The organism is Pseudomonas sp. 2FG (assembly GCF_005502935.1).
Taxonomy (GTDB): Bacteria; Pseudomonadota; Gammaproteobacteria; order Pseudomonadales; family Pseudomonadaceae; genus Aquipseudomonas.
Genome location: NZ_SCMP01000005.1, coordinates 116865 through 141341 on the forward strand (window position 1 = coordinate 116865; position 24477 = coordinate 141341).

Below are 24477 nucleotides of genomic sequence, written 5' to 3' on the forward strand. Positions count from 1 at the left end.
GTTTCACTCCCTGATTCCATGGTAAAAATCTGCCATTGACGGTGTCCATATGATACCAATGTTGAGGGGGCACAAATCTATAAGTTATAGATTACGAGATTAATTTTTTATTGGGTGCAGGTGCTCTACTCACCGTCCACTTTTGGCCGATCTGTGCCGTTCGCACGACTCTTTTGTCAGGTGACCGGCTCAGCACAGTCGCGAGGGTCGAATCGGATGCAAACAGGTGGTCAGATCGAGCGAGTCACGCGCGGCCGATTGCCGTGGTGGGAGAGGGCGAGTAGCGTGGCTCACCAGTTTGTTCTTTCAGGATCTAAGCCATGACCTTGCGCATGTTGGTCTTCCCACTCTTGCTCGCCGCGCTGGCCGGCCCGTTGTTGGCTGCCGAGTGCCCGCGATTGTTGCAGGGCGAGCTGCCAAGACTGCGGGCCAAGGGCAGCATCGATCTCTGCCAGCGCTTTGCCGGCAAGCCCTTGCTGGTGGTCAATACCGCCAGCCATTGCGGTTTCGCCCCGCAGTTCAAGGGGCTGGAGGCCCTGTATAAGCGCTATCAGGCTCAGGGCCTGGAAGTGCTCGGCGTACCTTCGGACGACTTCAAGCAGGAAGCCGCCGACTCCACCGAGACCGCCAAGGTCTGCTACGTCAATTACGGCGTCACCTTTGCCATGACCGAGCCACAGCGGGTCACCGGCGATCAGGCCATCCCGCTGTTCAAGGACCTGGCGCAGCAGAGCAGCGCGCCGCGCTGGAACTTCTACAAGTATGTAGTCGACCGCCAGGGCAAGGTGATTGCCAGTTTCTCCAGCTTGACCAAGCCGGATGACGAAGATTTGCGTGCCGCAGTGGAGAAGGCCATCGCCTCGCAGCCCTGATGCTGGCCGCGCAGGCCAGCAGCGCACCGAGCCTGATACTGTGCTCTGCCGGCTGACAGTTGCCGGTTTTGCTAAGGTCTTCTACTGCTTTATTCCCCCCCACCATGGAGTTACCGATGTCGATCAAGGAACTGATCCTGGCGGGCCTGTTGGCCGCCGCCATTCCCTATGCCTCAACCAGCCAAGCCGCCGAAGAGCCTGCCGCGCAGGTGCAGGACGAGGTCGCCGCCGAGAGCTCCGCCGAACAAGAGCCGACCGTGACGGACGAGCAGTTCGTTGAGAGCCTGCACCTGCGAACAGGCAAAGTCGTCATCGGCGCCAACCTGGCGACTCTGGATCTGCCGGAGCAATTTGTCTTCCTCGATAGCGCAGATGCCGAGCGGGTCCTGACCGAGGCCTGGGGTAACCCGCCGAGTGAGCCGTTGCCCTTGGGTATGATCTTGCCCGCCGGGATTTCCCCGCTGGCGGGCGAGTCGTGGGCGGTGACCATCGAGTACGAGGAGAACGGCTACGTCTCCGATGAGGATGCTGCGGACATCGACTACGACGAAATGCTCAAAGGCATGCAGGAAGATTCGATCGCCAACAACCAGTGGCGCAGTGAACAGGGCTACGAGCCGGTGGCCCTGATCGGCTGGGCCACCAAGCCGCATTACGACGCCGAAGGCAAAAAATTGTACTGGGCCAAGGAGCTGAAATTCGGCGAGGCCGAGCGCAACACCCTCAACTACAACATCCGCGTGCTCGGCCGTAAGGGCGTGCTGGTGCTCAATTTTGTCGCCGACATGGGGCAACTGGCCGCTATCGAGCAGAACCTGCCGGGCGTTCTGGCCATGACCGAGTTCAACGATGGCAACCGCTACGCCGACTTCAATCCCGAGTTGGACAAGGTCGCCGCTTACGGCCTGGGTGCGCTGATCGCCGGCAAGGTGGCGGCTAAGGCAGGTCTGCTGGCGGCGGCATTGCTACTACTGAAGAAGTTCTGGTTCATTCTGATTGCCGCTGGCGTCTGGCTGATCAAGCGGTTGCGTGGCAGGCAGGCCAAGCCGCTGCCGGTTGCCGAACCGCTGGCCAGCCAGGAGCCGCCGGCGCCGCCAATCGCTCCGGCGACTACCGTGCTGGATTTGAGTCACGACGAGAAACCCACGCAGCCCTGATCGGTTAAGCCCACCCTACGAGTCTGAGCGCCAGCTTTATGGTCGCCGCGCGGGCGTCGCGCGACCCCTGTCTAAGCGATTAGAAACGGTACGTCACTTGCGTGCCGAAGCCGTGCGCAGTGTTTTTGTAGGTGGCGTTGTAGGAGCCCTTGAGAGGACTGTTCAGCTCGATATCCGCGTCATCTTCTTTCAGATAGGAGTAGGCCAGGTCGACGCTGATGTCAGCGTTGGGGCTCCAGGCGGCGCCGAGGCTGAGGATCTTGCGGTCGTCGGTCGGGATGCGCGGCGAGCGGAATTGGTTGTTGGTCGGCGTCTGGTCATAGGCCAGGCCGGCGCGCAGGAGCCATTGCTGGTTCAGCTTGTAGGCCGCGCCGACCGCGTAGGACCAGGTGTCATGCCATTTCTGTTCTTCGGTGATGGTGCCCAACACAGGTGCCAATGGGCCTATGAGGCCTTGGCTGTCGACGCTGATTTCTTCCAGGCGGCTCCAGCGTGTCCAGGTGCTGCCGGCGTAGAGCGTCCAGCTGTCGTTGAGCTCATGGGTCACGGAGAGATCCACCGACTCCGGGGTTTTCAGATCCAGGGAGGCGTCGTACTTGCCGGCGGCGCTGGCGAAGAGGCCGCTGCCGGAAATCCTGGTGTCACCTTCGAGGGTGTAGTCGACCATCGAGTGGTAGGCCAGGCCCAGGCGGGTGTGCGCTGTCATCTCGTACAGCACGCCAGCGTTGAAACCTACGGCAACGTCGTCGCCTGTGATCTTCACTTCGCCGTCAGCGCCGCCAAAAGGATTGCGTACTGCGGAAGTCAGTTCGCCGTCGATGCGGTTGATGGTCGGGCCAAAACCGACCGAGAGTCGATCGTTGATCTGGTAGCTGAGGGTTGGCTGCAGCGTGATGACACGCACTGCACTGCGGTCACCGTAGTAACGGCCCTGGAAGCTGCTTTCATAGTCGGTCACCAGACCGAAGGGCGCGTACACGCCCAGGCCGAAGGTCCACTGGTCGTCCAGCGGTTTGACGTAGTAACCCATGGGCACGCCGACGAGCGGCACCATATCGCCGTCATTGCTGCCGCCGGAGCTTCCGCTGGCATCGTCGATATCGGTCTTTGCGTTCAGCAGGGCCAGGCCGCCGCTGACTTGTTCGCGCTTCAGATGGGACATGCCGGCTGGGTTGCCGAAGACGGTGGTGGCGTCGTCGGCGGAAGAGGAGCGCCCGGCATAGGCCGTGCCCATGCTGCTGATGCTTTGTTCGTTGAGGGCAAAGCCGCTGGCCAGGCTGTAGCTGGAAGCGGCGCCGATGGCCAGGGCGAGGGTGGTCTTGAACCAGGCTTGTTTCATCGGGGAAATCCTGTGGGGTATCGCGGGGCGCGAAAATTAGCAGGATTTCCAGGCTCTGGCCAGTCGCTAAAAACCGCGAACTAGAGCGCTTTTGTCGGACAATCTAAGTCAAAGTGATGGCATCTGCAGCGATCTTGTACAGCGGTACTTGCACGCTTGCAGCTGCTTAAGCGACCTGGCTGAAGTTGCCGATGCAGTGCTGCCAAGCCGTCATAAAGTCGCGTAAGCGGCCCTGCGGCTGGAACACCTGGCGCCATACATGGGCCAAGCCGAGTAGGTCGTCGGCATCGGGCAGCGGCGTCTTTTCGGCTTCCACCAGCAGCCAGGCGATGGCGGTGGCGTAGCGCAGATTCACCGTCAGCTCGAGGTGCGGCGCAGCCAGGAAAGCATGCTGGCTGGCCAGCCCACGCACTTGACTGGCCAGCTCGGGGTCGAGGGCCAGATGGCGATCCCAGAGCAGTTGATGACGCAGTGCGGCGATGCGGTAGAGACCGTGGCCGCGGCGGTCGTCAAGGGCCGAGCCGAGTGCCGACTGGCAGGCGGCGGCACCGAGCAAGAGGGCTTCGGCGCTGGCTGAATGACGCCCCAGGTAGAGGAGGGTAGGGCGGATAACGTGCTGACGTAACTCGCTGGCGGCAATGCCCATATAAGCCTCGCGAAAGGTGACCGGTGGGGCCAGGGCGCATGGCAGCTTCTATTCATTGTTCTAGAAAGGCCCCACCGGGAGCGGGGTTAGCCGCTCATGTTGAAGTCTAGTGCGATCTTTCGGCTGTAAAGGGCTGTTTTTAAATCGTTTCCAGCTTTTGGTTATTGTCGATATTCCGCTTGGTGCTTAGCAGGCGTTTCCCACTGCAAGGGTGGCAAATGGCCTGCTAGAGCCCTGCAGGCGAGTTTCAGAGGGTCGATCGGTCGTACGCCTCACTCGCCTTTGGCGATGGGGCGCTGTGGGTCGGTAATCCATTCGCTCCAGGAACCGGCGTACAGCGGTGCCAGCGCATAGCCGGCGAGACTCAGGGCGAACAGGTTATGACAGGCCGTCACGCCGGAACCGCAATAGGCCACCAGGCCGGCCGGCGAGCGTTGACCGAGTTGGCTGGCGAAACGCTGACGCAATTGTGCGGCCGGCAGGAAACGCCCATCGGCACCGAGGTTGTCGGTAAATACCGCGCACTGCGCGCCGGGGATATGCCCGGCAACCGGATCGATCGGCTCCACTTCGCCGCGAAAGCGCGGCAAGGCGCGCGCATCCAGCAGGGTCAGCTGTGGGTCGTGAAGACGTTGCTGCAACTGCTCGGCACTCACTAGCAGGCTGGCGTCGGGCTGGCCGTGAAAATGGCCCCGGCTGGCGCTAGTCGGCTCGGCCGTCAACGCCAGGCCCGCTGCGCGCCAGGCCTGCAAACCGCCATCCAGCAGGAACACGCCGTCGCGCTTGCCCAGCCAGGCTAGCAGCCACCAGGCGCGGGCCGCAAAGGCACCGGGACCGTCGTCATACACAACCACCTCGCTGGCAGCGTCCAGGCCCCAACTGCGCAAGCGCTCAATCAGCACCGCCGGTTCTGGCAATGGATGGCGACCGGTGCGGCCTTTGACGATAGGCCCGGAGAGGTCGAGCTCCAGATCGGCGAATTGAGCGCCGGCGATATGCCCTTCGGCGTAGCTGCGTTGACCGTAGGCAGCGTCATCGAGAGCGAATCGGCAGTCGAGAATCAGCAAGTTGGATTGGCCTAGGCGGGCGGCCAGTTGTTGGGGGCTGAGCAGTTGTGCGAGGGGCATGACGGGCTCCTGAGTCGTATCGAGGTCAGTGCGCATCATAAACGCAGGCGGCGCAGCGCAGTGACTCCGGCCACCCATGACCGCAGCCGCAACGCCATCCTGCCGGCGCGGGGAGCCTTCAGCCGGCAAGGCTTAGTCGATCTTCAGCTTGCCGATGCGGTCGTTGTCCAGGCTGCCGAAGTACAGGTAGCCCCCCACCGGCTTGGCCGAAGTGACCATGCGCAGGTGCGCACCGCTGGTGTCGTGCAGGCTGCGGAGGATTTCGCCCTGCTCGTTGACGGCGATGACCAAGCCGTAGGGAACTACCTTCGGCCACAGACTGCGCGGCAGCTTGGCAAGCTGCGCTTTCAGCCACGGATATTGGTGCAGGAAGTCGGCATCGGCTTTGCGCGCTGAAGGCAGGGCAACCCAGAAGGTGCCGGCGTGATCGCCTTGCAGGTTGTCCGGCAGGCCCGGCAGGTTGTCGATGAAGATCTCCTGAGTGCCGGCTTTTTCCCCGCTCAGCCAGTAGCGGGTGATGCGGTAGCGGTAGGTTTCGTTGACCAGCACGAAGTCTTCCTTGACCGACAGGGCTACACCATTGGCGAAGTACAGGTCTTTGAGCAGTACCTCGGTCTTGCCGGTCGTCGGGTCGTAGCGCAGCAGGCGACCATGGGGGCGAGCCTCGAGCAGGTCGAGCAGATAATCCGGTTGCTCGAACTTGCTCGAGGCATCGGAGAAGTAGATCCGTCCGTCGCTGGCGATCTCCACATCATCGGTGAAACGCAACGGCTGCCCCTCGGCTTGGGTGCTGAGCACCTTGATCTGCCCTTGCGGGTCGATGCTGAGCAAGCCTTTATAGGCATCGGCGACGACCAGGTTGCCGTTGGCGTCGAAGTCCATGCCCAAGGGCCGGCCTTGGCTGTCGGCAAAGGTTTCCAGGCTGCCATCGGTCTTGATCCGCACTATCTTGCCGTCTTGCAGGCCGGCGTAGAGCCGGCCCTGGGCATCGACGGCGGTATCTTCCGGGCCCTGGATCTGCCCTTGGGCAAGCAGCTCGGCCTTCATCAGGGTGTCGTTGGGTTCCAGCACACCGGTCATGGCCGGTGCTTGCGGCGCGTCCCAGGCCAGCGGCTCGATCGGGCTGGGGGTGACGGCGAGGTAGATGGCTGCGGCGGCGAGCAGCAGGGCAAGCAGGCCCAGAAGCTTTTGCATGACATATCCTTGTTCTGATTCTTGTCGGACAAGCGCCGGCAGCATAGGAGCGCGCATGGCACAGGGCAAGCCGGGAATGTCCGGCAAGCGGCGGGGTCGATATATACTGCGCGCCATTATTTAAGGAGAGTCATGTGGCCATCGATATTCATTGGATTCGTGACGACGTCAGCCTGGCGCAACGCTGTGCCGAGTGGCAGCGCCTGCCTTACGTGGCCCTCGATACCGAATTCATGCGGGTCGACACCTTCTATCCGATCGCCGGTCTGCTGCAGATCTGCGACGGCGCACGGGTTTATCTGCTCGACCCCTTGCTGATTCAGGACTGGACGGCCTTTACCGCACTGCTGGAAAACCCGGCGGTGCTCAAGGTACTGCACGCCTGCAGCGAAGATCTGGAAGTGTTTTTGCGCCTGACCGGCAGCCTGCCGGCGCCGCTGTTCGACACCCAACTGGCGGCCGCCTACCTCAACCTAGGCTTCTCCATGGGCTACTCGCGCTTGGTGCAGGCCGTGCTGGGAATTGAACTGCCCAAGGGCGAGACCCGCTCGGACTGGCTGCAGCGCCCGCTCTCGGAGACGCAAATCAGCTACGCCGCCGAAGATGCCCTGCACCTGGCGCAGATCTTTGAGGCCTTGCGGCCCAAGCTGTCGGCCGAGAAAACCGCCTGGGTGCTGGAGGACGGTGCCGAGCTGGTCATCAACCTGCGCCGCGAAATCGATCCGGATGAGCTCTACCGCGAGGCCAAACTGGCCTGGAAACTCTCGCCGGCACAGCTCGCGGTCCTGCGGGAGCTGTGCGCCTGGCGCGAGCGTGAGGCGCGGGCGAGGAATCAGCCGCGCAACCGGATCATTCGGGAAAACTCGCTGTGGCCGCTGGCTCGCACCCAGCCGGACAACCTGGTCGCATTGGCGCGTATCGACGATATGCACCCCAAGACCGTGCGTCAGGATGGCGACTTCATTCTCCAGCTGATCAAGCAGGCGGCCGCCACCCCAGCCGCCGAGTGGCCGCAGGCATTGCCCGAGCCGCTGCCGATGGAAGCCGCGACGCTGCTCAAGGCCCTGCGTGCCATCGGCCAGCGCGAAGCCGAGCGGCTGGACATGGCGCCCGAGCTGATGCTGCGCAAGAAGACCCTCGAAGCGCTGCTGAAAAGCGGCTACCCCAACGGCCCTTACCAATTGCCCGAGTCCCTGCGCGGCTGGCGGCGTGAATTGATGGGCCAGGCACTGCTCGACAGCTTGGCTGCGCACCCCCAGGAAGAACAAGCATGAAACGTATCTGCTCGATTTATAAAAGCCCGCGCAAGAACGAGATGTACCTCTACGTGCTCAAGGCGGATGCGCTGAAGCGGGTGCCGGAGTCGCTACTCACGGCGTTTGGCGCGCCGCTGCACACCTTCGATCTGGTGCTCAACCCCGAGCGGCAATTGGCCCGTGAGGACATCCACAAGGTGCTGGCAAACCTCGACAGCCAGGGCTATCACCTGCAAATGCCGCCGGCCGAAGACGAGTACATCGAGCATCTGCCGGAAGAGCTACTGCGCCGCAACGATCCGCTTTAAGCGGCAGCTGAACGGCGCGAGCGCCTTGCCGTAGGCCGTCTCATGCCTACGGGCATTACCCCTAATTACTGCAATTGCTACCGGGCGGTTAACGGTGGCTGGCTATGTTTTTGAAAGGTTTTAAGTCATGCGCGTCCTGATTGCCGAGCAGCACCACGCTACCTATGCCGACTTATTGCGTCGCGCAGAGCCTGCGTTGGAGGTGCGGGCCAGCGATGATCCTACCGAGTTGGCGCAACTGGCCGTTGACTGCCCACTCTGGCTGGGGCAGCCGGATCTGCTCGCGCCGCTGCTGCGTAAAGGCCACCAGCCGCAGTGGCTGCAGTCGACCTGGGCCGGCATTACGCCGCTGCTGGCCAAGGAGTTGCCGCACGATTATCGACTGACCCGTGCGGTCGGTATCTTCGGCCAGGTGATGGCCGAGTATGTGCTGACCTATATGCTCGCCCATGAACGCGAATTGCTGGCGCGTCTGGCCAGCCAGGTCGAGCGGCACTGGGACAACCGCCTGCCGCACAGTCTCGCCGGCCGCCGCGTGCTGATCGTCGGCGCCGGCGACATCGGTGTGAGCGTGGCGCAGTTCCTCGCGCCTTTTGCCGTCGAGTTGCTCGGTGTCGCCCGTGAGCCGCGGGCCCTGGCGCCCTTCGTGGAAGTCGCCGGGCTGGCCGATCTCGATCGTTTGGTGGCGCAGGCCGACTATGTAATCAACCTCCTGCCGGATACCCCGGCCACCCAGGATATCTACGACGCCGCACTGTTCGCCCAGTGCAAACCCAGCGCCCTGTTTATCAACGCCGGGCGCGGCATCGCCGTGGTCGACGCCGACTTGGTGGCCGCGCTGCGCGAGGGCCATCTGGCGGGCGCGGTGATCGACGTGTGTCGTCAGGAGCCGTTGCCTGCTCGTCACCCATTCTGGACCGCATTCGGCTTGCTGCTGACCGGCCACAGCTCGGCGCCGACGCAGCCCAAGCTGATGGCGCAGCTGTTCCTCGACAACCTCAAGCGCTATCAGGCCGGCGAAGCCATGCGCGGCCAGGTGGATTTCGCCCGCGGTTATTAAAGCCGTTCGGCGTCGCGGCCTTGGCCGGGTCGTGGCGCCGGGCTAGACTGCCGGCCTTTTCGCCAGTCACTCCGTAACCATCGCCATGGCCGCCAAAGTCGAACCCTTCTGGAAACGCAAAACCCTCGACCAACTCGATCAGGACGAGTGGGAATCGCTGTGCGACGGCTGCGGCCTGTGCTGCCTGCAAAAGCTCGAAGATGAGGACGACGGCAGCGTCTATTACACGCGCATCGCTTGCAAGTTGCTCGATCTGAACAGCTGCCGCTGCACCGATTACGGCAATAGACGCAAGTTCGTGCCCGATTGCATCCAGCTCACGCCAGGGCAGGCCAGCCAGTTCCAATGGTTGCCGCCGACCTGCGGTTACCGCCTGGTGGCCGAGGGTAAGGATCTGCATCACTGGCACCCGCTGGTGTGTGGCGATCCGCAGATGGTGCACAACGCCGGTATTTCCCAGGCCGGCAACATGCTCAGTGAAAACAGCGTGGCCGAGGATGACTGGGAGGATTACATGATTTTCCGCTCCGGCTGAGTCGGCGCTGAATCAATCGAAGCCGGCCGACTCATAGGGAGTGAACTGCGCAGCAGCTCGTGAACAGGCCCTAAGGAACCCTCTGCAATGCCCACCCGCTTGAATCTGCTGCTGTCCGTCGTCTTGCTGGCCTTGAGTACACCACTGTGGGCTGTGCAGAAGGTCGATCTGGATTACCACGTGCGGTTCTTGCCGCAGAGCGATCAGGCCGAAGTGCGCCTAACCCTGGAGCAGGGCGAGGCCGTCAGAAGCCTGAACTTCGATCTCGGCAACAAGGGTTACTACAGCGACTTCAAGGCCGACGGCAACTGGCAGCAGCAGGGCAGCGAGCGCGGCATCTGGCAGCCGGCGGCCGGTAAGGCCAGCCTGAGCTACCGCGTGCGTATCAGCCATCCGCGCAAGTCCGGCAGCTTCGATGCGCGGTTGACCGAGGACTGGGCGTTGCTGCGTGGCGATGACCTGGTGCCCAGCGCGCAACTGAAGCAGAAGAGCGTTGTCGAGTTGGTCTCGCGCCTCGAATTCGCCCTGCCAAACGGCTGGAAAAGCGTTGAAACCGGCTGGCCGCGGATCGGCAAGAATCGTTTTCGGATCGACAACCCCTCACGCCAGTTCGACCGCCCGACCGGTTGGATACTCGCCGGTAAAATCGGCAGCCGCCGCAGCAAGCTCGGTGAAACCGAGGTCACCATCGCCGCCCCCATCGGCGCAGGCATGCGGCGGATGGACATCCTCACGCTGCTGACCTTCGTCTGGCCCGAAGTGCAGGCGGTATTCCCCCGTGACCCGGCCAAGCTGCTGGTGGTCGGCGCCGGCGATCCGCTGTGGCGTGGCGGCTTGTCGGCGTCCAATTCCTTATTCATGCACGCCGACCGGCCGCTGGTCAGCGAGAATGGCACCAGTTCCCTGGTGCACGAACTGGTGCATGTGTTCAGCCGCATCCGCGACACCGACAAGAGCGACTGGATCAGCGAAGGCCTGGCCGAGTATTACGCCATCGAACTGGTGCGCCGTGCCGGTGGCATGAGCGAGGAGCGTTACCAGGCTGTGCGCGCCAACCTGAGCCGATGGAGCAGCCAGGTCGGCAGCCTGCGCGGCGAGAGCGCGAGCGGCGCGACCACCGCCCGGGCGGTGTTGCTGTTGCAGGAACTGGATCGAGAAATCCGTCAGCGCAGCGAGAATCAGCGCTCGCTGGATGACGTCAGCCGCGGCCTGATGCGCATGGATGTGGTCAGCACCCAGGACTTTATCGAGGTCACCGAGGGGCTGATGGGAGCACCTTCCAAGGTGCTGGATACGCCACTGCTGCGTTAAGCCTGGACGTCATTGCCGCGCTGGGCGAGGATTCAGCGCATTGCGTTCCTGAGAGTTTTCATGCGCCGCCTACCCTCGCTCACCGCCTTGCGCACCTTCGAATGCGCCGCCCGCCACGCGCATTTCGGTCGTGCTGCCGCTGAACTCTGCGTGACCGATAGCGCCGTCAGCCATCAGATTCGCCAGTTGGAAGAGCAGCTCGGCGCCAGTCTGTTCGTTCGCGAAGGCCGCCAGGTCAGCCCGACGCCGGCCGCGCAGCGTTTATTGCACAGCCTGCAACAAGCCTTCGAGTTGATTGGCGAAGCCTGCGACGAGCTGCGCGACCCCGGCTCGCAAGCGCAACTGCGTGTCGCGGTCACCGCCGAGCTGGCGCAAAAATGGCTGGTCAGTCGCTTGGCCGACTTCAGCGCACGCTTCCCGCATATCACCCTGCACCTGCACGAGCAGGCGCTGGAAGGCCGGGTGCCGGGCAATGATATCGACCTGGCCATCACCTATGGCACCGGCCCGGAGGATGCCAGTGCCTACTTCGTGCGACCTCTGCCCACTTTGGTGTTCTTCCCGGTGTGCAGCCCCGGCCTGTTCAACCAGGGCAGCCTGAAACAGCCGCGCGACCTGGCTCGCCATTGCCTGTTGCATGACGATCAGGACGGCAAGACCTGGATGGCCTGGCTGACCACCCACGCTGGGGATATCCAGGCCAGTCGCCAGCTGTACTTCCCCCACGCCGGCCTGGCCCTGGAGGCCGCCGCGCAAGGGCAGGGCGTGGCCATGGGCGACAACCTGACGGCCACCGAGGACCTGGCCAGCGGGCGCCTGGTCAGGCCTTTCGCCGCCAGCGTGACCTCGCTCGGGCAGTACGCCCTCGTTTGCGAGCGCATTCGCCTGGAGAAACCGGCGGTGTTGCAGTTCGTCGATTGGCTAAACGATCAGCTGGAAAACCCCTGAATTAAATTCAAGGGTTCCGCGAAAATCGTCATTGGCAGCCCGCCCTGAGCGGCGCGTACTGTCTGGACATCTCTCCACAACAACCAGAGGTGTTGCATGGCGCGTTCCCTGACTTCCACTCCCAAGGCCGATGGCTTCCGTCTCCCCGGCGAGTTCGAGCGCAAGGCCGGCTGCTGGCTGGGCTGGCCGGAGCGCCCGGACGTCTGGCGCAATGGCGGCAAGCCGGCGCAGCAGGTCTGGGTGCAGATCGCCAGCGCGATTGCCGAGAGCGAGCCGGTGACCATCTGTGCCTCCAGCAGCCAGTACGCCAACGCCCGCCGCCTGTTGCCGGCGCACATCCGGGTGGTGGAAATGACCTGCAACGACACCTGGTTTCGCGACAGTGGCCCGTGCTTCGTGGTCAATGACGCGACGGGCGAGGTGCGCGGCGTGGACTTCGAGTTCAACGCCTACGGCGGCCTCGACGGCGGCCTCTACTATCCCTGGGACAAGGACGACCAGATCGCGCAGAAGATCCTCGAAATCGAGCGCTTCGACCGCTACCGCGTGCCGTTGATCGCCGAGCTTGGCGGCATCCAGGCGGATGGCCAGGGCAGCATCCTCACCACCGAGCAATGCCTGCTCAACCGCAACCGCAATGCCGAACTGGGCAAGAGCGAGGTGACCAAACGGCTGACCGATTACCTCGGCGCCGAGCAGGTGATCTGGCTGCCGCGCGGCTGCAAGTTCGACGAGACCGACGGCCATGTCGACGACCTGGCCTGCTTCGTCCGCCCCGGCGAGGTGGTGCTGCAGTGGACCGACGAGCGCGACGACCCGCAGTGGGAAATCTACCAGGAGGCCTACGACATCCTGCGCAGCACCCGCGATGCCCGTGGCCGCGAATTGATCGTGCACAAGCTGGCGCAGCCACGGCTGCTGGAGTGGACGGCGCAGGAGGCGGCCGGGCTGGACCAAAACGATGGCACGCATCTGCGCCAGGCCGGCACCAGGATCTGCGCCTCCTATATCAACTACTACGCCGGCAACTCGGTGATCGTCCTGCCGCTGTTTGGCGATGCCAACGATCGCGTGGCGCAGGCGACCCTGGCCGAGCTGTTCCCCAGGCACCGGATCATCGGCATCGAGAACTCGCGGGAAATCCTCCTCGGCGGCGGCAACGTCGCCTGCATCACCATGCCGCAATACGCGGCCGCCACCCACGGCTAGAGGAGCACGACGATGAACCTTCGTACTCTGCTCACCAGCGCCTGCCTCGGCCTTGCCGCGGCAGGCGCGCAGGCAGCAACCGACAAGCCCCAGGTCAATCTGTATATCTGGAGTGAATACCTGGCGCCGGACACGCTGACTGCGTTCGAAGAGAAGACCGGCATCCACGTGGTGGCCGATCACTTCGACTCGCTGGAAACCGTCGAAACCAAGCTGCTCACCGGTCGCAGCGGCTATGACCTGGTGCTGACCGCTGGCCAGCATCTGACCCGCGCCATCACCAGCGGCGCCCTGCAGCCGTTGGATAAGGCGCAGTTGCCGCATTTCCAAGGGCTCGATCCGGAGTTCGCCAAGCACATGGCGAGCTTCGATCCGGGCAACCGCTACGCCGGGCTGTATGTCTGGGGCACGACCGGCATCGGTTACCAGCAGCAGGCGGTCGAGGCGCGGATGGCGGATGCGCCCGTGGACAGCTGGTCGATGTTGCTCGATCCGCAGGTGGTGGCGCGCTTCGCCGACTGCGGGGTGAGCTACCTCAACGATCCCAATGAAGTGTTCGCCGCTGCCATGCGCTACCTGGGCCTGGACATCAACCGGCAGAACCTGGATGACCTGAAGGCCGCCGAGGCGCATCTGGCGAAGGTCCGCCCGTATATCCGCTATTTCGATAACGACCGCAACATCAACGACCTGGCCAACGGCAACACCTGCCTGGCGATGTCCTGGAACGGCAATGTCGCGATTGCCGCGAGCCAGGCCGAGCAGGCCGGCAAGCCGTTCAGCCTGAAATACCAGATACCCAAGGAGGGCACCTTGCTCTGGTTCGATGCCATGGTCATCCCCAAGGATGCTCCGCACCCTGAAGCCGCCTTGGCACTGATGGATCACCTGATGACCCCGGAAATCATCGGCGCGATCACCAACACCATCTACTACGCCAACGCCGTGCCAGCGGCGGCAGCGACGGTCGATCCGGCGCTCCTCAACGATCCCGGCACCTACCCGCCGCAAGCGGTGCGCGCCGCGCTCTATACCAAGAACGACAATGCCCGCGAGTTCAACCGTGCGCTGACTCGGGCGTTTAGCCGGTTGAAGTCGGGGCTGTAGCTCTGTAGCGGGTAAAGAACTTCGGCGGCCGCGAAAATGGGTCGGCTGTTCAGCGGGAAAACTGTGGCCCGGATTTGGTGTTCAGGCCCTTGGCCAGGCGGTCGTAGAGCACCACATTGACCGTCGCCGCGAGGTTCATGCAGCCGGTGGTGGGGATGTAGATCACCTCTTCGCACCAGGCCAGTACGTCCTTGCCCAGGGAGCCGTCTTCCGGGCCGAAGATGTAGATGGCGCGATCCGGGTGGGTGTATTCGGGTAAGGGTTTGGCCCCTTCGACCATCTCGACCGCGACCGGCGTGCAGCCGAGCGGGATGATCTTCTGCAGATCGTCGATGCCGATCAGCGGGATATCCTGGTGGATCTTCTTGGTGTCGGTGATGAAGTCTTGCGCGCGGGCATAGCGGGTGCCGGTGTAGAACACCGAATTGACCGCGTAGCAGCCCGCCGCGCGCATCACCGAGCCGACGTTTTCCGGGGACTTGGGGTTGAATAACCCGATGCAGCTGTACCTTCTGTTCGCCACGTGCGCGTGCTCTTGAAGAAAGCCGCGATTATACGGGCTTGGCCGCAACCTAGGAGGCTGGGGTGATGATCGCGTTTGCAGGCTTGGACGCTTGAGGTGTCGTTGCCTGCAAACAGCGCCGGCTACTCTTTGCTTTTCAGCAAGGCGGCCAGATCGGCGAAGGCCTTGTGGGTCGATTTAGGCCCTTGCGGGCTGGCGGTGGAGCCTTCGGCGAAATACTGCTGGTCGGTGTAGCGCGAGTGCTCATTGTCGTGACAGAAGAGGCACAGCAACTCCCAGTTAGAGCCGTCTTGCGGGTTGTTGTCGTGGTTATGGTCGCGGTGGTGAACGGTCAGTTCGCTCAGGCGCTTGCCGGAAAACTCACGGCTGCAGCGGCCGCAGACATGGGGGTACATTTTCAGGGCTTTATCTCGGTAGCCTGCTTCACGGCTGCGCTGGGCTTCGGCGATGATGCGGTCGGTCTTTTGCGTCGCCGCGGATTTTTCCGTGCTCATGTTCTTACCTGCTGAATCGTCTGATTGCTTGAATAAAGCTTAACGCTTTCTCTGGCAGCGCTGTAGCCATGCCGTCCATCAAGGTTTGGCACAGTGCGTGGGTTTGAGTTTTTCCGCAATCCAGATGGTATGCCGGGTGCCTTTATTGCCGTGGGCATACACCTGCACCTCTTCGACCCTGAAGCCGGCCTTGCGCACTTTTTCCGAGAACTTGCGATCCGCACTGGCCGACCATACCGCCAGTACGCCTGCTGGTCGCAGCGCGCTATGGCAGGCATTCAGCCCTTCCATCGAGTACAGCCAGCTATTGCCCTTGTGGGTCAGCCCCTCGGGGCCGTTATCCACGTCCAGCATGATCGCATCGAAGCCTTGCGGCTCGGCTTGCAGCACCTTGGCGACATCGATGGCCCGGACCTCGGCACGCTTATCCAGAATCGGCTGGCCAGCCTTGGCGCCGAGCGGCCCGCGATTCCACTCAATCACCCCCGGCACCAGTTCGGCCACCAGCACTTCGGCGTTATCGCCCAGGTGCTTGAGTGCCGAGGCCAGGGTAAAACCCATGCCCAGCCCGCCGATCAGCACGCGTGGCTGCGGGCGCTGGGCGACTTTCTTGCAGGGGATCTCAGCCAGGGCATCTTCCGAGCCGTGCATGCGGGTGTTCATCAACTGACCACCGTCACCGCCCTGGATCTTGATCACGAAATCCTCGCCGTATTCGAACAGGCACAGCGCGCCGCCGTTATTGGGGATCTCTACGGTGTCGAGCAATACAAAGCGCTTCATGGCGGTCTCGGGATTGGCGGTGGGGTCGCTGGTGCTGAGCGAAGGGATGCGGGCAAAGCGCCGCGGGTGCATAGTCTAACGTGACAAACCGGCGCCTGATGCAAGACATGGTCAGCGCCTGCTTTGGCCACTGCCCAATGCCAGCGCCCCTCGGCGCGTCACGGAGGTTCGTCATGCGGATCCAGACTCTTGTGATGCTTACCCTCGCCGCGTTGTGCTCAGCCGGGGCATACGCGCAGGAATACCTGCTGCGTCCCCCAGGCAGTCCGCCACCCGGCTCACCGGGTACGGCCACGCCCAACCCCTATCAGCAAGTGACGCCGCGCAATGCGCCAGAAGTGGCGCCGAACCTTCCGCGGTTGTTGAACAACAACAGTAGTCGCCTGCCGCGAGCCGACTCGGTTAACCCGCGGGATAAGGCTATTCCGCTGCTGGAGCAGCAGTGGCAGCGCAATAGTAAGAGTTTGCCGCTTGAGCGAAATCCAAAAGAGACTGACTGAAGCCCGATATGGCGGCTTAACTAGGCAGCGCTGAGGGGCGCCCCGGCCAAGCTGCTGCTGAGCAATGTGAGCCGATCTTGCAAGTGGCTGGTGGTCGTGAGTCTCGGGTAATAATGAGATACTGCCTAGGTAGCAGCGAATGAGCATAGGGCTTCCAGTCGGCTGGCAGTTCGGGAGCAGCTCAGCTGCTGAGTTCTAGCTGAGTGGTTATGACAATCTGCGACTAGCCGCATAAAAATAGGCGCCGCATAAGGAAACTGCATGAAGCGTCTCTTGGTGTTGCTTACCATTCTGGCAATTGCTGGCTGCGCCGCGACTTCCACAGTGCACAAGAAATATGGCAAAAAAGGGCTGCATATCAACTGTTCTGGTCTTACCTCCTCGTGGGAAAAGTGTGACGAAGAGGCGGTCATGGCATGCGGCTTAGCTGGTTATAAGGTCATGGCAAAGTCGGGAGTCGGTGAAGGTGACTATGCGGAAAACTACCCGCTTGGTTTAAATCCAGACGGTTTCTCTAGTCGCAACATGATCGTTATCTGCCGCTAAGCAGTGACGTTTGGTGCTGGCTGCAGGGTGCAACACATTAGCTCAGGTAAGGACATGATCCGGCTTATCGTATTCACCACTCTGCTGGCCATCGGCGGATGCGCGACGGTGAATAAAACCTCAACGAAAGATGGCAGTGATGCCCTCAGCATTGACTGCTCTGGTCAGGCCTTAAAGTGGGAGCACTGCTACGAGAAGGCAACCCAGGCATGCGCTGGTAGTGGCTATGAGACCGTCGGCAAGAAAGGCAGGCCGGACGCCGACCCAGCTGACGGTCTACTCGGTATAGAGTCTGGTACGTTCGCTAGCCGGAGCCTGGTTGTTATCTGCAAGTAATCATGGTGACGGCTATCAGGGCGCAAAACAGTTGCCCGGCGTGCCTGCAACGCCGGGGCGAGGACGTCCATAGAGCCTCATCATAAGGGGCTCATGGCTTCAGCTGCTCCTGGCTGTCGTTGCACAGTTGCTATCCCGAACGCTCAGGGAGCGGCGACGCCGAGGCATGGAGAGCTTCGAGTAATTTTCCGTAAGCCCTGCCGAAGATAGCGTGGCGAACAATGATTCTGGCTGCTTATGGCTATGACCCGTGCCAGCGCTATAGTTTGAAGTGTCAGCGGGCTGCAGCTATGACGTTGATGGTGCTCCATATGCTTTAAATTCGCATATGTTAACGACAAGAAATATATGCTCTTGGCGAGAAAGCAATGAGGTATAAATTCAGCGCTATATGTTTGCTTGTGATGGTGTTTTCGTCCAGCGCGTGCGCTGATGACGATGAATACAATGTCTGTTTGTTGCAGTATCAGAAAGGTGCAAAAACAAATCTATCTGCGTATTTGATCGAATATGCGTGTAGGAAGCTTTACCAAGAAGGTGCTTTTCTGTTGGGTAAAGAAAAGGCATATAACGAGTGCTTGCTAAAAAACATACCTGGTGTTGAAAACAGCATGGCTGTTAATCAGATACAGAATGCTTGTAGAAGGCAGTATCTCGAGTAGATATCTAACGTATTTAACTCTGAGGGGTGGTTGTAAGCCCAAAGCCCGCGGCTTGCGGGACTTGGGTTTGCAGACTGTCAGTCAGAAATGTAGGGCATAACACCTGCATTCTCTACCAGCTGTTTTCTTATCTCTGTAGATAAATACCCTGAGCGGACCGATAGCTCGCGGCGAATATCTTCTACCACGCGACAAAATACATCCGAGCTACTCACTTCTTTTGAGTGGATAACACGGCTATAAGCTGTTACATCGGTCGTGTCAGCCAAGGTGAGCACTATACCGCCATCAGGTCGGCGGTTGCCGAGGGAAACACGGAGAGGGTGAAACGTTTTCTCGAGCAGATCGATATTAATGTGTTGCATGACGGCGCTCCATCGCGAGAGTGAGTAGTTGTGACCGTCATGGGGTCGTTAGGTTCACGCAGTAAAGCCCTTGCTGGCCAATACCTGACGTGTTCGATCGATTACCAGTTGCAGTGATCCGGAGGAGTACTGTTCTGGATACAAGCGTTCGCTATGACGGGCAATGCCGCGTTCGTTGACGATGGTGAAACTGAAGCAGCCTTTGCGAACGGCTTGGATCTGGCAATCGAATGGGGCGAAGGCAGTGGATAGGGTGCGAATAGCATCCTGAACTTGGTGTTGGGTGGACATATTTATTAGGTGTTTCCTACAAATTACGGTTATGTAACCGCGAAAATTAAAAGCTCCGGTATCGCTGGCCAAATGGGCAGGCGGAATGAATCTGATCGGAGCAGGGCCGCAAGATAAAGTTCCGCAGTATCGCGGCGCTTAGGCTGGCAGGTAGGTACTTAGGAGGGCAGGCGATACCAAGGATGGTTAGATATCCTGGGTGGTGAGCCTGATCAATCGACAGGTTGGCTAGGGCAGAGTAAATGGCCTTCGCAGCAGTCTTTCAAGTTGGAAAGAAGCTGGCAGAAGTCTTTACCTGGGAGCCATCTAGGGCCGGTGCCCTTGGTGTTAGCAAGGTACTCTTGGTGAGTAAATTTGCTAGAGGGGTTTAGCGGCCTAATTGACTTTCAGCTTGGTACTAACGTGCGCATTGTAATCGATCGGTCGGTTTTTGGATACTGAGGCCGACCGAAGGTGTCGGGTAGAGCTAAAAAGAATCCGTTCGGCTGTTGGGCGCTTGGGTTGCTCGGGTAAAATCTGGGCACAAAAAAGCCCCGCCGTAGGGCGGGGCTTTTTGAGCAGCGCAGGGGGTGTTTAGACCACCTGAACTTCTTCAGCTTGCATACCTTTCTGGCCTTTGGCAGCCACGAAGGAAACAGTCTGGCCTTCTTTCAGGCTCTTGAAGCCGTCGCTCTGGATGGCTTTGAAGTGCACGAACAGGTCGTCGCCGCCAGATTGTGGGGTGATGAAGCCGAAGCCTTTTTCATCGTTGAACCACTTGACGGTACCAGTTTGGCGATTGGACATGGTGTATCTCCTTGAACAAAGTTAACTACGGTCCTGGAAGAGCCCAAGCCGAGACTGAGTGCAAAGAGTAAAAGGAGTCGAGATGGTTGGATCGAGATCTAACATCAATTGCGATTCGCGGTGACACATGCAGCACAGTCGCAACACCATACGCGGTTTGCCCGGGAAGTGCGAGCCTTTGTACTGCCGCTAGTCTAATGCCGTGGAGCTCGCCCTTAGTCTGGGGCAAGCTCAAGCTATCTCGGGCTCGACGCGCTGTTCAAACCGACCGCAGATGCATGAGCGGTGCGACGACCCCTGCCTGCCCCGCGTGGCTTAGGGGCTGACCAGCTCGCTGGGTTGCGATCCTGACTGCGAGAGAAACTGCCGAAGTCGGCTCATCGAAGAGGATTACGTCCGGCGCCATCGCTAAGGCGCGGGCGATGGCGACACGTTTGTGGCGTTTTCTGCTGTGCACGCAGCACCGAACCAGATGAGGGCCATAGCGCTTTTGCAAAGGTGGTCCGGTGGGCTCCGTAAGTCTTCTGGATCTATTGCTGTTAGTCGGGTGCCTGCACCGGCAGGGCTGGGTTGTCGAATGGAACTTTGCTTGTGCGTTTGCGCTATTTTCTATTAATATTGCTGCAAACACACAGGGGCTTTCGCCATGAGCGCACTCATTAAAGCCTTGCCTGACGCCGACACGGTGCTGGCCAAGGCTTTGCTCAATACCCGTGAACAGCTGGGGCTGACGCAGCAGGAGTTGGCGGAGATCGTTGGCGTGCATCGCACTGCGATCACCCGCTGGCAGGATAGCGGCGGCTTGCGCCCGCAGAGCAAGACCGGTGAGCTGGCCTTGTTGCTGATCCGCGCCTACCGCGCCTTATTCGCCTTGTTCGGCGGCAATCTCGCCGACATGCGGCACTTTTTGCGCACCGAAAACCGGCATCTGGCAGGCGTGCCGCTGCAGCAGATGGGGCACGTGCAAGGGCTGGTGCGGGTGGTCGAATACCTGGATGCCATTCGCGGCAAGGTCTGAGTCATACAAGGAAGAGTGGCCATGGATATCTGGCAGGCCTGCCGCGGTGCAGAACGGATCAAGCCGCTACGCGGGCGCTTGGTGCGCATAGTAGAAAGCCAGGAGCAGGTCGCGACGCTGCAATTGGTCGACAACCTGGCAGAGCAGGCGCTGCTGGAGGAGTTGATCGAGGCCAGCAAACCGCCGCTGCCGAAAAGTGCCGAACCGCTGCATTATCTGTTGAAAACCCCCTTTCGCTATCCGCCGCTGCGTTGGGGTTCGCGTTTTGGCAGCGTCTACGAGCCCAGCCTGTTCTACGCGGCTACACGCCTGGAAACCGCCATGGCCGAGACGGCGTATTACCGTTTCGTGCTGTGGGACGGCATGCTCAGCCCGCCGCCTAGCGGGCGTATCTTGTCCGAGCATTCTTCCTTCGAAGCGCGTTACCAGGTTGAACGCGGTATCCAGTTACAGCACCCGCCGTTCACCGAGCACCAGCGTGAATTGACCGATCCGCTGCACTACCGGGCGACTCAGGCGCTCGGTGGGGCGATGCGTGCTGCCGGCGTTGAGGCTTTTGAGTACCAGTCCGCCCGTTGTCCGCTGGGTGGTGCCAATGTCGCGCTGTATACCCCGCAAGCCTTCATGGAAAAGCGGCCGCGTAACCTGACGCCCTGGCTGTGCGAAACCACCGCCGCCTATGTGGCTTTCAAGCATGCGCAGGCCCCCGATACGCCGCGGTTGTTTCGTTGGGACGACTTTCTGGTCGAGGGGCGCTTGCCGCAGCCGGCGTGACGGCCGCGATCGAGTCAGCGGCTTGCTGCGCGTCTGAACATTGGCGATTGACGGCTGCTCGCAGTTTTTTGGCCGGGTGCTGCTGTGCACAGGTTCGGCGCAAGGCGAGGCTGGGGAATACCGCTGCATATTTGGGCTTGGCCGAGCAGGGTCGCTTGTTCCGTGTCTTGCGTCGCTTGAGCGCTCATGCGGCTATTGAATTTAACCCGCAAAGCGCCATGTAGATGCCCTGAAACGGGGCGCCCAGGGTGCCCCCGCGAAAACTTGTGCACAATTGCGAAGCGGCTTGTCAAGCGCCTGCCACCAGCGCCTGTAAGTCCTTGATTCTTTCAGTTGATTTATTAAGTCAATGAAAAATATAGTTTTTTTCTGCTGGTGAAAAAAGCATCAGTTTGACTTGGAGGCCCATCCCATCAGGCTTGGCGAGTCTTGCTACCAAGTTGTCCACTGAGTTATCCACAACTTCTGTGGATTGTCCCGAGCGCTTGCTCTAGATCGCGGTTGGAGGTCTTTTGCAAGGCTTTACCGGCCAAGAAAAAAGAGTGGAGTGGCGTGCCTTTCCCGTCATCCCAGTCATTGATGCCTCGCGTCTCACTCACTCACTCTCTCTGCCTGCCGCTCCAGCCTCCGTGCGTCTGCTCAAACAACCTGCCCGCCAGGGTGTGGTAGTCGAGCAAAGTCGTCTGGGGCAGTTGCTCTGTCGTGACTGCGGCAATAGCCGTGACCGCCGGATTGGCCTCGAGCTGCAGCGCCAGGCCGCGCGTGCGGGTGAGCGGCAGGCTCAGCTGGAGGCCGGGTCGGCTGTACAGCCAGCCACGTCAGCACGACCCGCAGCAAGCCCGGCATTGGCTGGAACAAGCCGCGGCGCAGGGCTCTCACGAAGCCAAGCGATTGCTGAGCAACCGCTATCCCCATTCTTAAGCGCGCCGCGCCGGGCTGGGTATACTGCCCGGCATTCTTGCGTGGAGCCGTCTATGCCTATCGATTTGCCCAACTTGCTGATTGGTTTATTCGCAGCCGCCGTGCCGTTGTTGGCGCTGGCTTGGCAACTGCAACGGCGTTTGGCGCTCAAACAGGCGGAATGCGCATTACTCGATGAGCGCTTGAGCACTGCGCAACTGGCTCAGGATGGCCTGGCTGCGCAGCTCGATGCTTATCGCAGTGAAGTCGCCGAACTCGGCGAAACTAAAGCCGAGCAGCAGGCCGAGTTGGCTGCATTGCGTCGCGAAGCCGAGCTGCTGCAGGTTGAACGGGGCGCGGCACGCGAGGCTGCCCAGGCCTGGCGTGCCGAGCGTGAACAGAAAGAAGCCGAGCTGCGCCAACTGGGCGCCGAGCGTGCCGGCCTGGTTGCCGAGTTGCGCGAGCAGCAGGACAGCCATCAGCAGCGCTTGAATGACTTGCAAGGTTCCCGCGATGAGCTGCGGGCGCAGTTCGCCGAACTGGCCGGGAAGATCTTCGATGAGCGTGAACAGCGCTTTGCCGAAACCAGCCAGCAGCGCCTCGGACAACTGCTCGACCCACTCAAGGAACGTATCCAGTCCTTCGAGAAACGGGTCGAGGAGAGCTATCAGCAGGAAGCCCGCGAGCGCTTCTCTCTGAGTAAGGAGCTGGAGCGCCTGCAACTGCTCAATCAGCGCCTGAGCGATGAGGCGACCAACCTGACTCGCGCCCTGCAAGGCCAGAAGACCCAGGGCAACTGGGGCGAGCTGGTACTGGAGCGGGTGCTGGAGCATGCCGGCCTGGAGAAGGGCCGCGAGTATCAGACCCAGGTCAGCCTCAAGGGCGCCGATGGCGAGCGCTTCCAGCCCGATGTGCTGATTTTGCTACCCGGCGACCGTCAGGTGGTGGTGGATGCCAAGGTCAGCCTGACCGCCTATCAACAGTTTATTGCCGCCGACGCTGAGCCGCTTCGCCAGCAGGCGCTGAGGCAGCATGTGCTGTCGCTGCGCAACCACCTCAAAGGCCTCTCGGTGAAGGATTATCAGCGTCTGGAAGGGCTGCACAGCCTGGACTTCGTGCTGCTGTTCGTGCCGATCGAAGCGGCTTTTGCCGCGGCGTTGCAGGCCGATTCCGGGCTGCTCCAGGAGGCCTTCGAGCAGAATATCGTGATCGTCAGCCCGACCACCTTGCTCGCCACCCTGCGGGTGATCGACAGCCTCTGGCGCCAGGAGCGGCAGAGCCAGAACGCCCGCGAGATCGCCGAGCGGGCCGGCGCGCTGTACGACAAGTTCGTCGCCTTTATTCAGGATCTGGACGAGGTCGGCAGTCGTCTGCAACAGCTGGACAAGGCCTACGCCGCGGCACGCAACAAGCTCAGCGAGGGCCGCGGCAATATCATCAGTCGGGTGGAAAACCTCAAACTGCTCGGCGCCCGCGCCAGCAAGAGCCTGCCGACGGACTTGCTGGAGCGGGCGGCCGGCGTGCCGCACTTCGATGCAGCGGTCGACGCGGCGGTCGATTAGCTTTGTTCAACCGCGTAGCGCTTCCGCCGCCGCCGCCCGCTGCGCCGCCGGCGAGTGCTGCAGATAGTCCAGCGCCACCTCGATATTCCCCTCGCTGCGCGGATGGAACCCGGGCAGGAAGTAGCGCAGCACCGAGCGGCCGATGCCACCCATGGCCGGCAGCACATCGCGCTTGCCTAGCTCGTACCAGAGCTTGAGAAGCCCGGGCGGTAACGGGTCGTCGGGTCCTGGCGCATCATCAGCCGCGATCAGCATATAGAGCCAGCGCATCAGGATGCTGCCGCCCAGGTGCACATGCAGGTCATGGGCGACGCAGCGGTGTTCCACTTCTTCGGCGCCGTGCCAGCGCAGCAGGTCGAGCATCACCGGGTCGGCGGCATCCAGGCTGCGGGTGCTGATGATCCAGTCGCCGAGCACGCAGGTGAAGTGCTCGACGGCGGCGATGAGCCCGACCCGCTGGCGCAGCCACCAGTTTTGCAGCAGCCGGCTCGGCTGGTTTTCCCCCAGGGGGTAGTCGCACAGCGCTTTCTCGAACAGCCAGTCGAGGCGCTTGGTGAAGGACTTGGGGTCGATGCCGTGGCGCACCAGGTAGGGCGTCAGCGCGCTGTCGTGGGCGCGGGCGTGTTGCGCTTCCTGTTTGATGAAGCCGCGCACGTCCTCGCGCAGATGCTCGTCGGTCACCAGTGGCAGGGCGCGGTTGTAGACCCGGCAGAACCAGAACTCGCCGGCGGGCAGCAGGATGTGCAGGGTGTTCATGATGTGCGAGGCCTCCGCTTCGCCGGGTACCCAGTGCAGCGGGGTGTCGGCGAAGTCGAAGCGTACCTTGCATTGTTCCAGGCGCTGCCGTTGTTCGTTCATTGTGGTTCTC

The 24477-nt window shown here is 61.4% G+C and carries 27 protein-coding genes and 2 pseudogenes; 17 read left to right on the plus strand and 12 right to left on the minus strand.

What is annotated here, in order from left to right:
• Positions 1-320: 320 nt before the first annotated feature.
• On the plus strand, positions 321-872 hold the full coding sequence (locus tag FFS13_RS07155) for a glutathione peroxidase (protein WP_137818405.1): 552 nt from the start codon (positions 321-323) through the stop codon (positions 870-872).
• Between the two features lie 116 nt (positions 873-988).
• Positions 989-2029 (plus strand): DUF2167 domain-containing protein, encoded by a 1041-nt coding sequence (locus FFS13_RS07160; protein WP_137818406.1) that lies wholly within the window; start codon positions 989-991, stop codon positions 2027-2029.
• 79 nt (positions 2030-2108) lie between these two features.
• On the opposite strand, the gene FFS13_RS07165 is transcribed toward FFS13_RS07160, so the two are convergent.
• The 4 genes from FFS13_RS07165 to FFS13_RS07180 form a co-directional block, all read right to left on the minus strand.
• Positions 2109-3368 (minus strand): OmpP1/FadL family transporter, encoded by a 1260-nt coding sequence (locus FFS13_RS07165; RefSeq protein WP_137818407.1) that lies wholly within the window; start codon positions 3366-3368, stop codon positions 2109-2111.
• Between the two features lie 166 nt (positions 3369-3534).
• A complete protein-coding gene (locus FFS13_RS07170) occupies positions 3535-4014 on the minus strand; it encodes a hypothetical protein (protein WP_137818408.1) in 480 nt (159 codons plus the stop codon).
• A gap of 272 nt (positions 4015-4286) precedes the next feature.
• The gene (locus tag FFS13_RS07175) at positions 4287-5141 is read right to left on the minus strand and encodes a sulfurtransferase (protein WP_137818409.1); all 855 of its coding nucleotides are present in this window, start codon (positions 5139-5141) and stop codon (positions 4287-4289) included.
• Between the two features lie 132 nt (positions 5142-5273).
• A complete protein-coding gene (locus FFS13_RS07180; protein WP_137818410.1) occupies positions 5274-6335 on the minus strand; it encodes an SMP-30/gluconolactonase/LRE family protein in 1062 nt (353 codons plus the stop codon).
• Positions 6336-6469: 134 nt separating this feature from the next.
• Here FFS13_RS07180 and rnd point away from each other — a divergent pair, with 134 nt between their 5' ends.
• The 8 genes from rnd to FFS13_RS07225 all read left to right on the plus strand — a co-directional run bounded on the left by rnd (position 6470) and on the right by FFS13_RS07225 (position 14069).
• Positions 6470-7609: a ribonuclease D gene (gene rnd / locus FFS13_RS07185; protein WP_137818411.1), complete on the plus strand. Its 1140-nt coding sequence runs from the start codon at positions 6470-6472 to the stop codon at positions 7607-7609.
• A complete protein-coding gene (locus tag FFS13_RS07190; RefSeq protein ID WP_137818412.1) occupies positions 7606-7899 on the plus strand; it encodes a YcgL domain-containing protein in 294 nt (97 codons plus the stop codon). The genes rnd and FFS13_RS07190 overlap by 4 nt, the downstream gene beginning before the upstream one ends.
• Before the next feature lie 127 nt (positions 7900-8026).
• On the plus strand, positions 8027-8959 hold the full coding sequence (locus tag FFS13_RS07195; protein WP_137818413.1) for a D-2-hydroxyacid dehydrogenase: 933 nt from the start codon (positions 8027-8029) through the stop codon (positions 8957-8959).
• An 85-nt stretch (positions 8960-9044) separates the two neighbouring features.
• Positions 9045-9494, plus strand: a complete 450-nt coding sequence (locus tag FFS13_RS07200; RefSeq protein ID WP_137818414.1) for a YcgN family cysteine cluster protein — start codon at positions 9045-9047, stop codon at positions 9492-9494.
• An 87-nt stretch (positions 9495-9581) separates the two neighbouring features.
• Positions 9582-10805: a hypothetical protein gene (locus FFS13_RS07210; RefSeq protein ID WP_171006438.1), complete on the plus strand. Its 1224-nt coding sequence runs from the start codon at positions 9582-9584 to the stop codon at positions 10803-10805.
• A gap of 60 nt (positions 10806-10865) precedes the next feature.
• Complete coding sequence (locus FFS13_RS07215; protein WP_137818415.1) at positions 10866-11753, plus strand: LysR substrate-binding domain-containing protein; 888 nt, start codon at positions 10866-10868, stop codon at positions 11751-11753.
• 96 nt (positions 11754-11849) lie between these two features.
• Positions 11850-12962 carry an agmatine deiminase gene (gene aguA / locus FFS13_RS07220; RefSeq protein WP_137818416.1) on the plus strand — a complete coding sequence of 371 codons (1113 nt, stop codon included), beginning with the start codon at positions 11850-11852 and terminating at the stop codon, positions 12960-12962.
• Positions 12963-12974: 12 nt separating this feature from the next.
• Positions 12975-14069 carry an extracellular solute-binding protein gene (locus tag FFS13_RS07225; RefSeq protein ID WP_137818417.1) on the plus strand — a complete coding sequence of 365 codons (1095 nt, stop codon included), beginning with the start codon at positions 12975-12977 and terminating at the stop codon, positions 14067-14069.
• Between the two features lie 49 nt (positions 14070-14118).
• On the opposite strand, the gene FFS13_RS07230 is transcribed toward FFS13_RS07225, so the two are convergent.
• The 3 genes from FFS13_RS07230 to FFS13_RS07240 form a co-directional block, all read right to left on the minus strand.
• On the minus strand, positions 14119-14592 hold the full coding sequence (locus tag FFS13_RS07230; RefSeq protein WP_137818418.1) for an RNA methyltransferase: 474 nt from the start codon (positions 14590-14592) through the stop codon (positions 14119-14121).
• A 122-nt stretch (positions 14593-14714) separates the two neighbouring features.
• Positions 14715-15086, minus strand: a complete 372-nt coding sequence (locus FFS13_RS07235) for a YajD family HNH nuclease (RefSeq protein WP_137818419.1) — start codon at positions 15084-15086, stop codon at positions 14715-14717.
• 78 nt (positions 15087-15164) lie between these two features.
• Positions 15165-15869 carry a spermidine synthase gene (locus FFS13_RS07240; protein ID WP_137818420.1) on the minus strand — a complete coding sequence of 235 codons (705 nt, stop codon included), beginning with the start codon at positions 15867-15869 and terminating at the stop codon, positions 15165-15167.
• 173 nt (positions 15870-16042) lie between these two features.
• Between FFS13_RS07240 and FFS13_RS07245 the strand changes: the two genes are divergently transcribed.
• The 3 genes from FFS13_RS07245 to FFS13_RS20250 all read left to right on the plus strand — a co-directional run bounded on the left by FFS13_RS07245 (position 16043) and on the right by FFS13_RS20250 (position 17913).
• Positions 16043-16369, plus strand: a complete 327-nt coding sequence (locus FFS13_RS07245) for a hypothetical protein (RefSeq protein ID WP_137818421.1) — start codon at positions 16043-16045, stop codon at positions 16367-16369.
• A 261-nt stretch (positions 16370-16630) separates the two neighbouring features.
• Positions 16631-16915 (plus strand): hypothetical protein, encoded by a 285-nt coding sequence (locus FFS13_RS07250; RefSeq protein ID WP_137818422.1) that lies wholly within the window; start codon positions 16631-16633, stop codon positions 16913-16915.
• 740 nt (positions 16916-17655) lie between these two features.
• Positions 17656-17913 carry a VF_A0006 family four-cysteine protein gene (locus FFS13_RS20250; protein WP_305955914.1) on the plus strand — a complete coding sequence of 86 codons (258 nt, stop codon included), beginning with the start codon at positions 17656-17658 and terminating at the stop codon, positions 17911-17913.
• A gap of 77 nt (positions 17914-17990) precedes the next feature.
• Here the strand turns inward: FFS13_RS20250 and FFS13_RS07265 are convergent, their stop codons facing one another.
• From FFS13_RS07265 to FFS13_RS20040, 4 genes and pseudogenes are all read right to left on the minus strand, one after another.
• Positions 17991-18278: a DUF3509 domain-containing protein gene (locus FFS13_RS07265; RefSeq protein WP_137818425.1), complete on the minus strand. Its 288-nt coding sequence runs from the start codon at positions 18276-18278 to the stop codon at positions 17991-17993.
• A 54-nt stretch (positions 18279-18332) separates the two neighbouring features.
• Positions 18333-18569, minus strand: a complete 237-nt coding sequence (locus FFS13_RS07270) for a hypothetical protein (RefSeq protein ID WP_137818426.1) — start codon at positions 18567-18569, stop codon at positions 18333-18335.
• A 573-nt stretch (positions 18570-19142) separates the two neighbouring features.
• Positions 19143-19355, minus strand: coding sequence for a cold-shock protein (locus FFS13_RS07275; protein WP_119955720.1), 213 nt, complete (start codon positions 19353-19355; stop codon positions 19143-19145).
• A gap of 360 nt (positions 19356-19715) precedes the next feature.
• Positions 19716-19791, minus strand: a pseudogene (locus tag FFS13_RS20040) (ATP-binding cassette domain-containing protein); the annotation flags it as partial.
• A gap of 210 nt (positions 19792-20001) precedes the next feature.
• Between FFS13_RS20040 and FFS13_RS07285 the strand changes: the two are divergent.
• The 4 genes and pseudogenes from FFS13_RS07285 to rmuC all read left to right on the plus strand — a co-directional run bounded on the left by FFS13_RS07285 (position 20002) and on the right by rmuC (position 23609).
• The gene (locus FFS13_RS07285) at positions 20002-20373 is read left to right on the plus strand and encodes an antitoxin Xre/MbcA/ParS toxin-binding domain-containing protein (RefSeq protein ID WP_137818427.1); all 372 of its coding nucleotides are present in this window, start codon (positions 20002-20004) and stop codon (positions 20371-20373) included.
• Positions 20374-20394: 21 nt separating this feature from the next.
• Complete coding sequence (locus FFS13_RS07290; protein WP_137818428.1) at positions 20395-21147, plus strand: RES family NAD+ phosphorylase; 753 nt, start codon at positions 20395-20397, stop codon at positions 21145-21147.
• Positions 21148-21722: 575 nt separating this feature from the next.
• Positions 21723-22068 (plus strand): annotated as a pseudogene (locus FFS13_RS20045) (tetratricopeptide repeat protein).
• Positions 22069-22121: 53 nt separating this feature from the next.
• A complete protein-coding gene (rmuC, locus tag FFS13_RS07300; RefSeq protein ID WP_137818429.1) occupies positions 22122-23609 on the plus strand; it encodes a DNA recombination protein RmuC in 1488 nt (495 codons plus the stop codon).
• Between the two features lie 6 nt (positions 23610-23615).
• On the opposite strand, the gene FFS13_RS07305 is transcribed toward rmuC, so the two are convergent.
• Positions 23616-24467 (minus strand): metal-dependent hydrolase, encoded by an 852-nt coding sequence (locus tag FFS13_RS07305; RefSeq protein ID WP_137818430.1) that lies wholly within the window; start codon positions 24465-24467, stop codon positions 23616-23618.
• Between the last annotated feature and the right edge of the window lie 10 nt (positions 24468-24477).

Coding starts and splice junctions, on each gene's coding strand:
- FFS13_RS07155 (WP_137818405.1), top strand. CDS start 321: ATGACCTTGCGCATGTTGGTCTTCCCACTCTTGCTCGCCGCGCTGGCC.
- FFS13_RS07160 (WP_137818406.1), top strand. CDS start 989: ATGTCGATCAAGGAACTGATCCTGGCGGGCCTGTTGGCCGCCGCCATT.
- FFS13_RS07165 (WP_137818407.1), bottom strand. CDS start 3,368: ATGAAACAAGCCTGGTTCAAGACCACCCTCGCCCTGGCCATCGGCGCC.
- FFS13_RS07170 (WP_137818408.1), bottom strand. CDS start 4,014: ATGGGCATTGCCGCCAGCGAGTTACGTCAGCACGTTATCCGCCCTACC.
- FFS13_RS07175 (WP_137818409.1), bottom strand. CDS start 5,141: ATGCCCCTCGCACAACTGCTCAGCCCCCAACAACTGGCCGCCCGCCTA.
- FFS13_RS07180 (WP_137818410.1), bottom strand. CDS start 6,335: ATGCAAAAGCTTCTGGGCCTGCTTGCCCTGCTGCTCGCCGCCGCAGCC.
- FFS13_RS07190 (WP_137818412.1), top strand. CDS start 7,606: ATGAAACGTATCTGCTCGATTTATAAAAGCCCGCGCAAGAACGAGATG.
- FFS13_RS07195 (WP_137818413.1), top strand. CDS start 8,027: ATGCGCGTCCTGATTGCCGAGCAGCACCACGCTACCTATGCCGACTTA.
- FFS13_RS07200 (WP_137818414.1), top strand. CDS start 9,045: ATGGCCGCCAAAGTCGAACCCTTCTGGAAACGCAAAACCCTCGACCAA.
- FFS13_RS07210 (WP_171006438.1), top strand. CDS start 9,582: ATGCCCACCCGCTTGAATCTGCTGCTGTCCGTCGTCTTGCTGGCCTTG.
- FFS13_RS07215 (WP_137818415.1), top strand. CDS start 10,866: ATGCGCCGCCTACCCTCGCTCACCGCCTTGCGCACCTTCGAATGCGCC.
- aguA (WP_137818416.1), top strand. CDS start 11,850: ATGGCGCGTTCCCTGACTTCCACTCCCAAGGCCGATGGCTTCCGTCTC.
- FFS13_RS07225 (WP_137818417.1), top strand. CDS start 12,975: ATGAACCTTCGTACTCTGCTCACCAGCGCCTGCCTCGGCCTTGCCGCG.
- FFS13_RS07235 (WP_137818419.1), bottom strand. CDS start 15,086: ATGAGCACGGAAAAATCCGCGGCGACGCAAAAGACCGACCGCATCATC.
- FFS13_RS07240 (WP_137818420.1), bottom strand. CDS start 15,869: ATGAAGCGCTTTGTATTGCTCGACACCGTAGAGATCCCCAATAACGGC.
- FFS13_RS07245 (WP_137818421.1), top strand. CDS start 16,043: ATGCGGATCCAGACTCTTGTGATGCTTACCCTCGCCGCGTTGTGCTCA.
- FFS13_RS07250 (WP_137818422.1), top strand. CDS start 16,631: ATGAAGCGTCTCTTGGTGTTGCTTACCATTCTGGCAATTGCTGGCTGC.
- FFS13_RS20250 (WP_305955914.1), top strand. CDS start 17,656: ATGGTGTTTTCGTCCAGCGCGTGCGCTGATGACGATGAATACAATGTC.
- FFS13_RS07265 (WP_137818425.1), bottom strand. CDS start 18,278: ATGCAACACATTAATATCGATCTGCTCGAGAAAACGTTTCACCCTCTC.
- FFS13_RS07270 (WP_137818426.1), bottom strand. CDS start 18,569: ATGTCCACCCAACACCAAGTTCAGGATGCTATTCGCACCCTATCCACT.
- FFS13_RS07275 (WP_119955720.1), bottom strand. CDS start 19,355: ATGTCCAATCGCCAAACTGGTACCGTCAAGTGGTTCAACGATGAAAAA.
- FFS13_RS07285 (WP_137818427.1), top strand. CDS start 20,002: ATGAGCGCACTCATTAAAGCCTTGCCTGACGCCGACACGGTGCTGGCC.
- FFS13_RS07290 (WP_137818428.1), top strand. CDS start 20,395: ATGGATATCTGGCAGGCCTGCCGCGGTGCAGAACGGATCAAGCCGCTA.
- rmuC (WP_137818429.1), top strand. CDS start 22,122: ATGCCTATCGATTTGCCCAACTTGCTGATTGGTTTATTCGCAGCCGCC.
- FFS13_RS07305 (WP_137818430.1), bottom strand. CDS start 24,467: ATGAACGAACAACGGCAGCGCCTGGAACAATGCAAGGTACGCTTCGAC.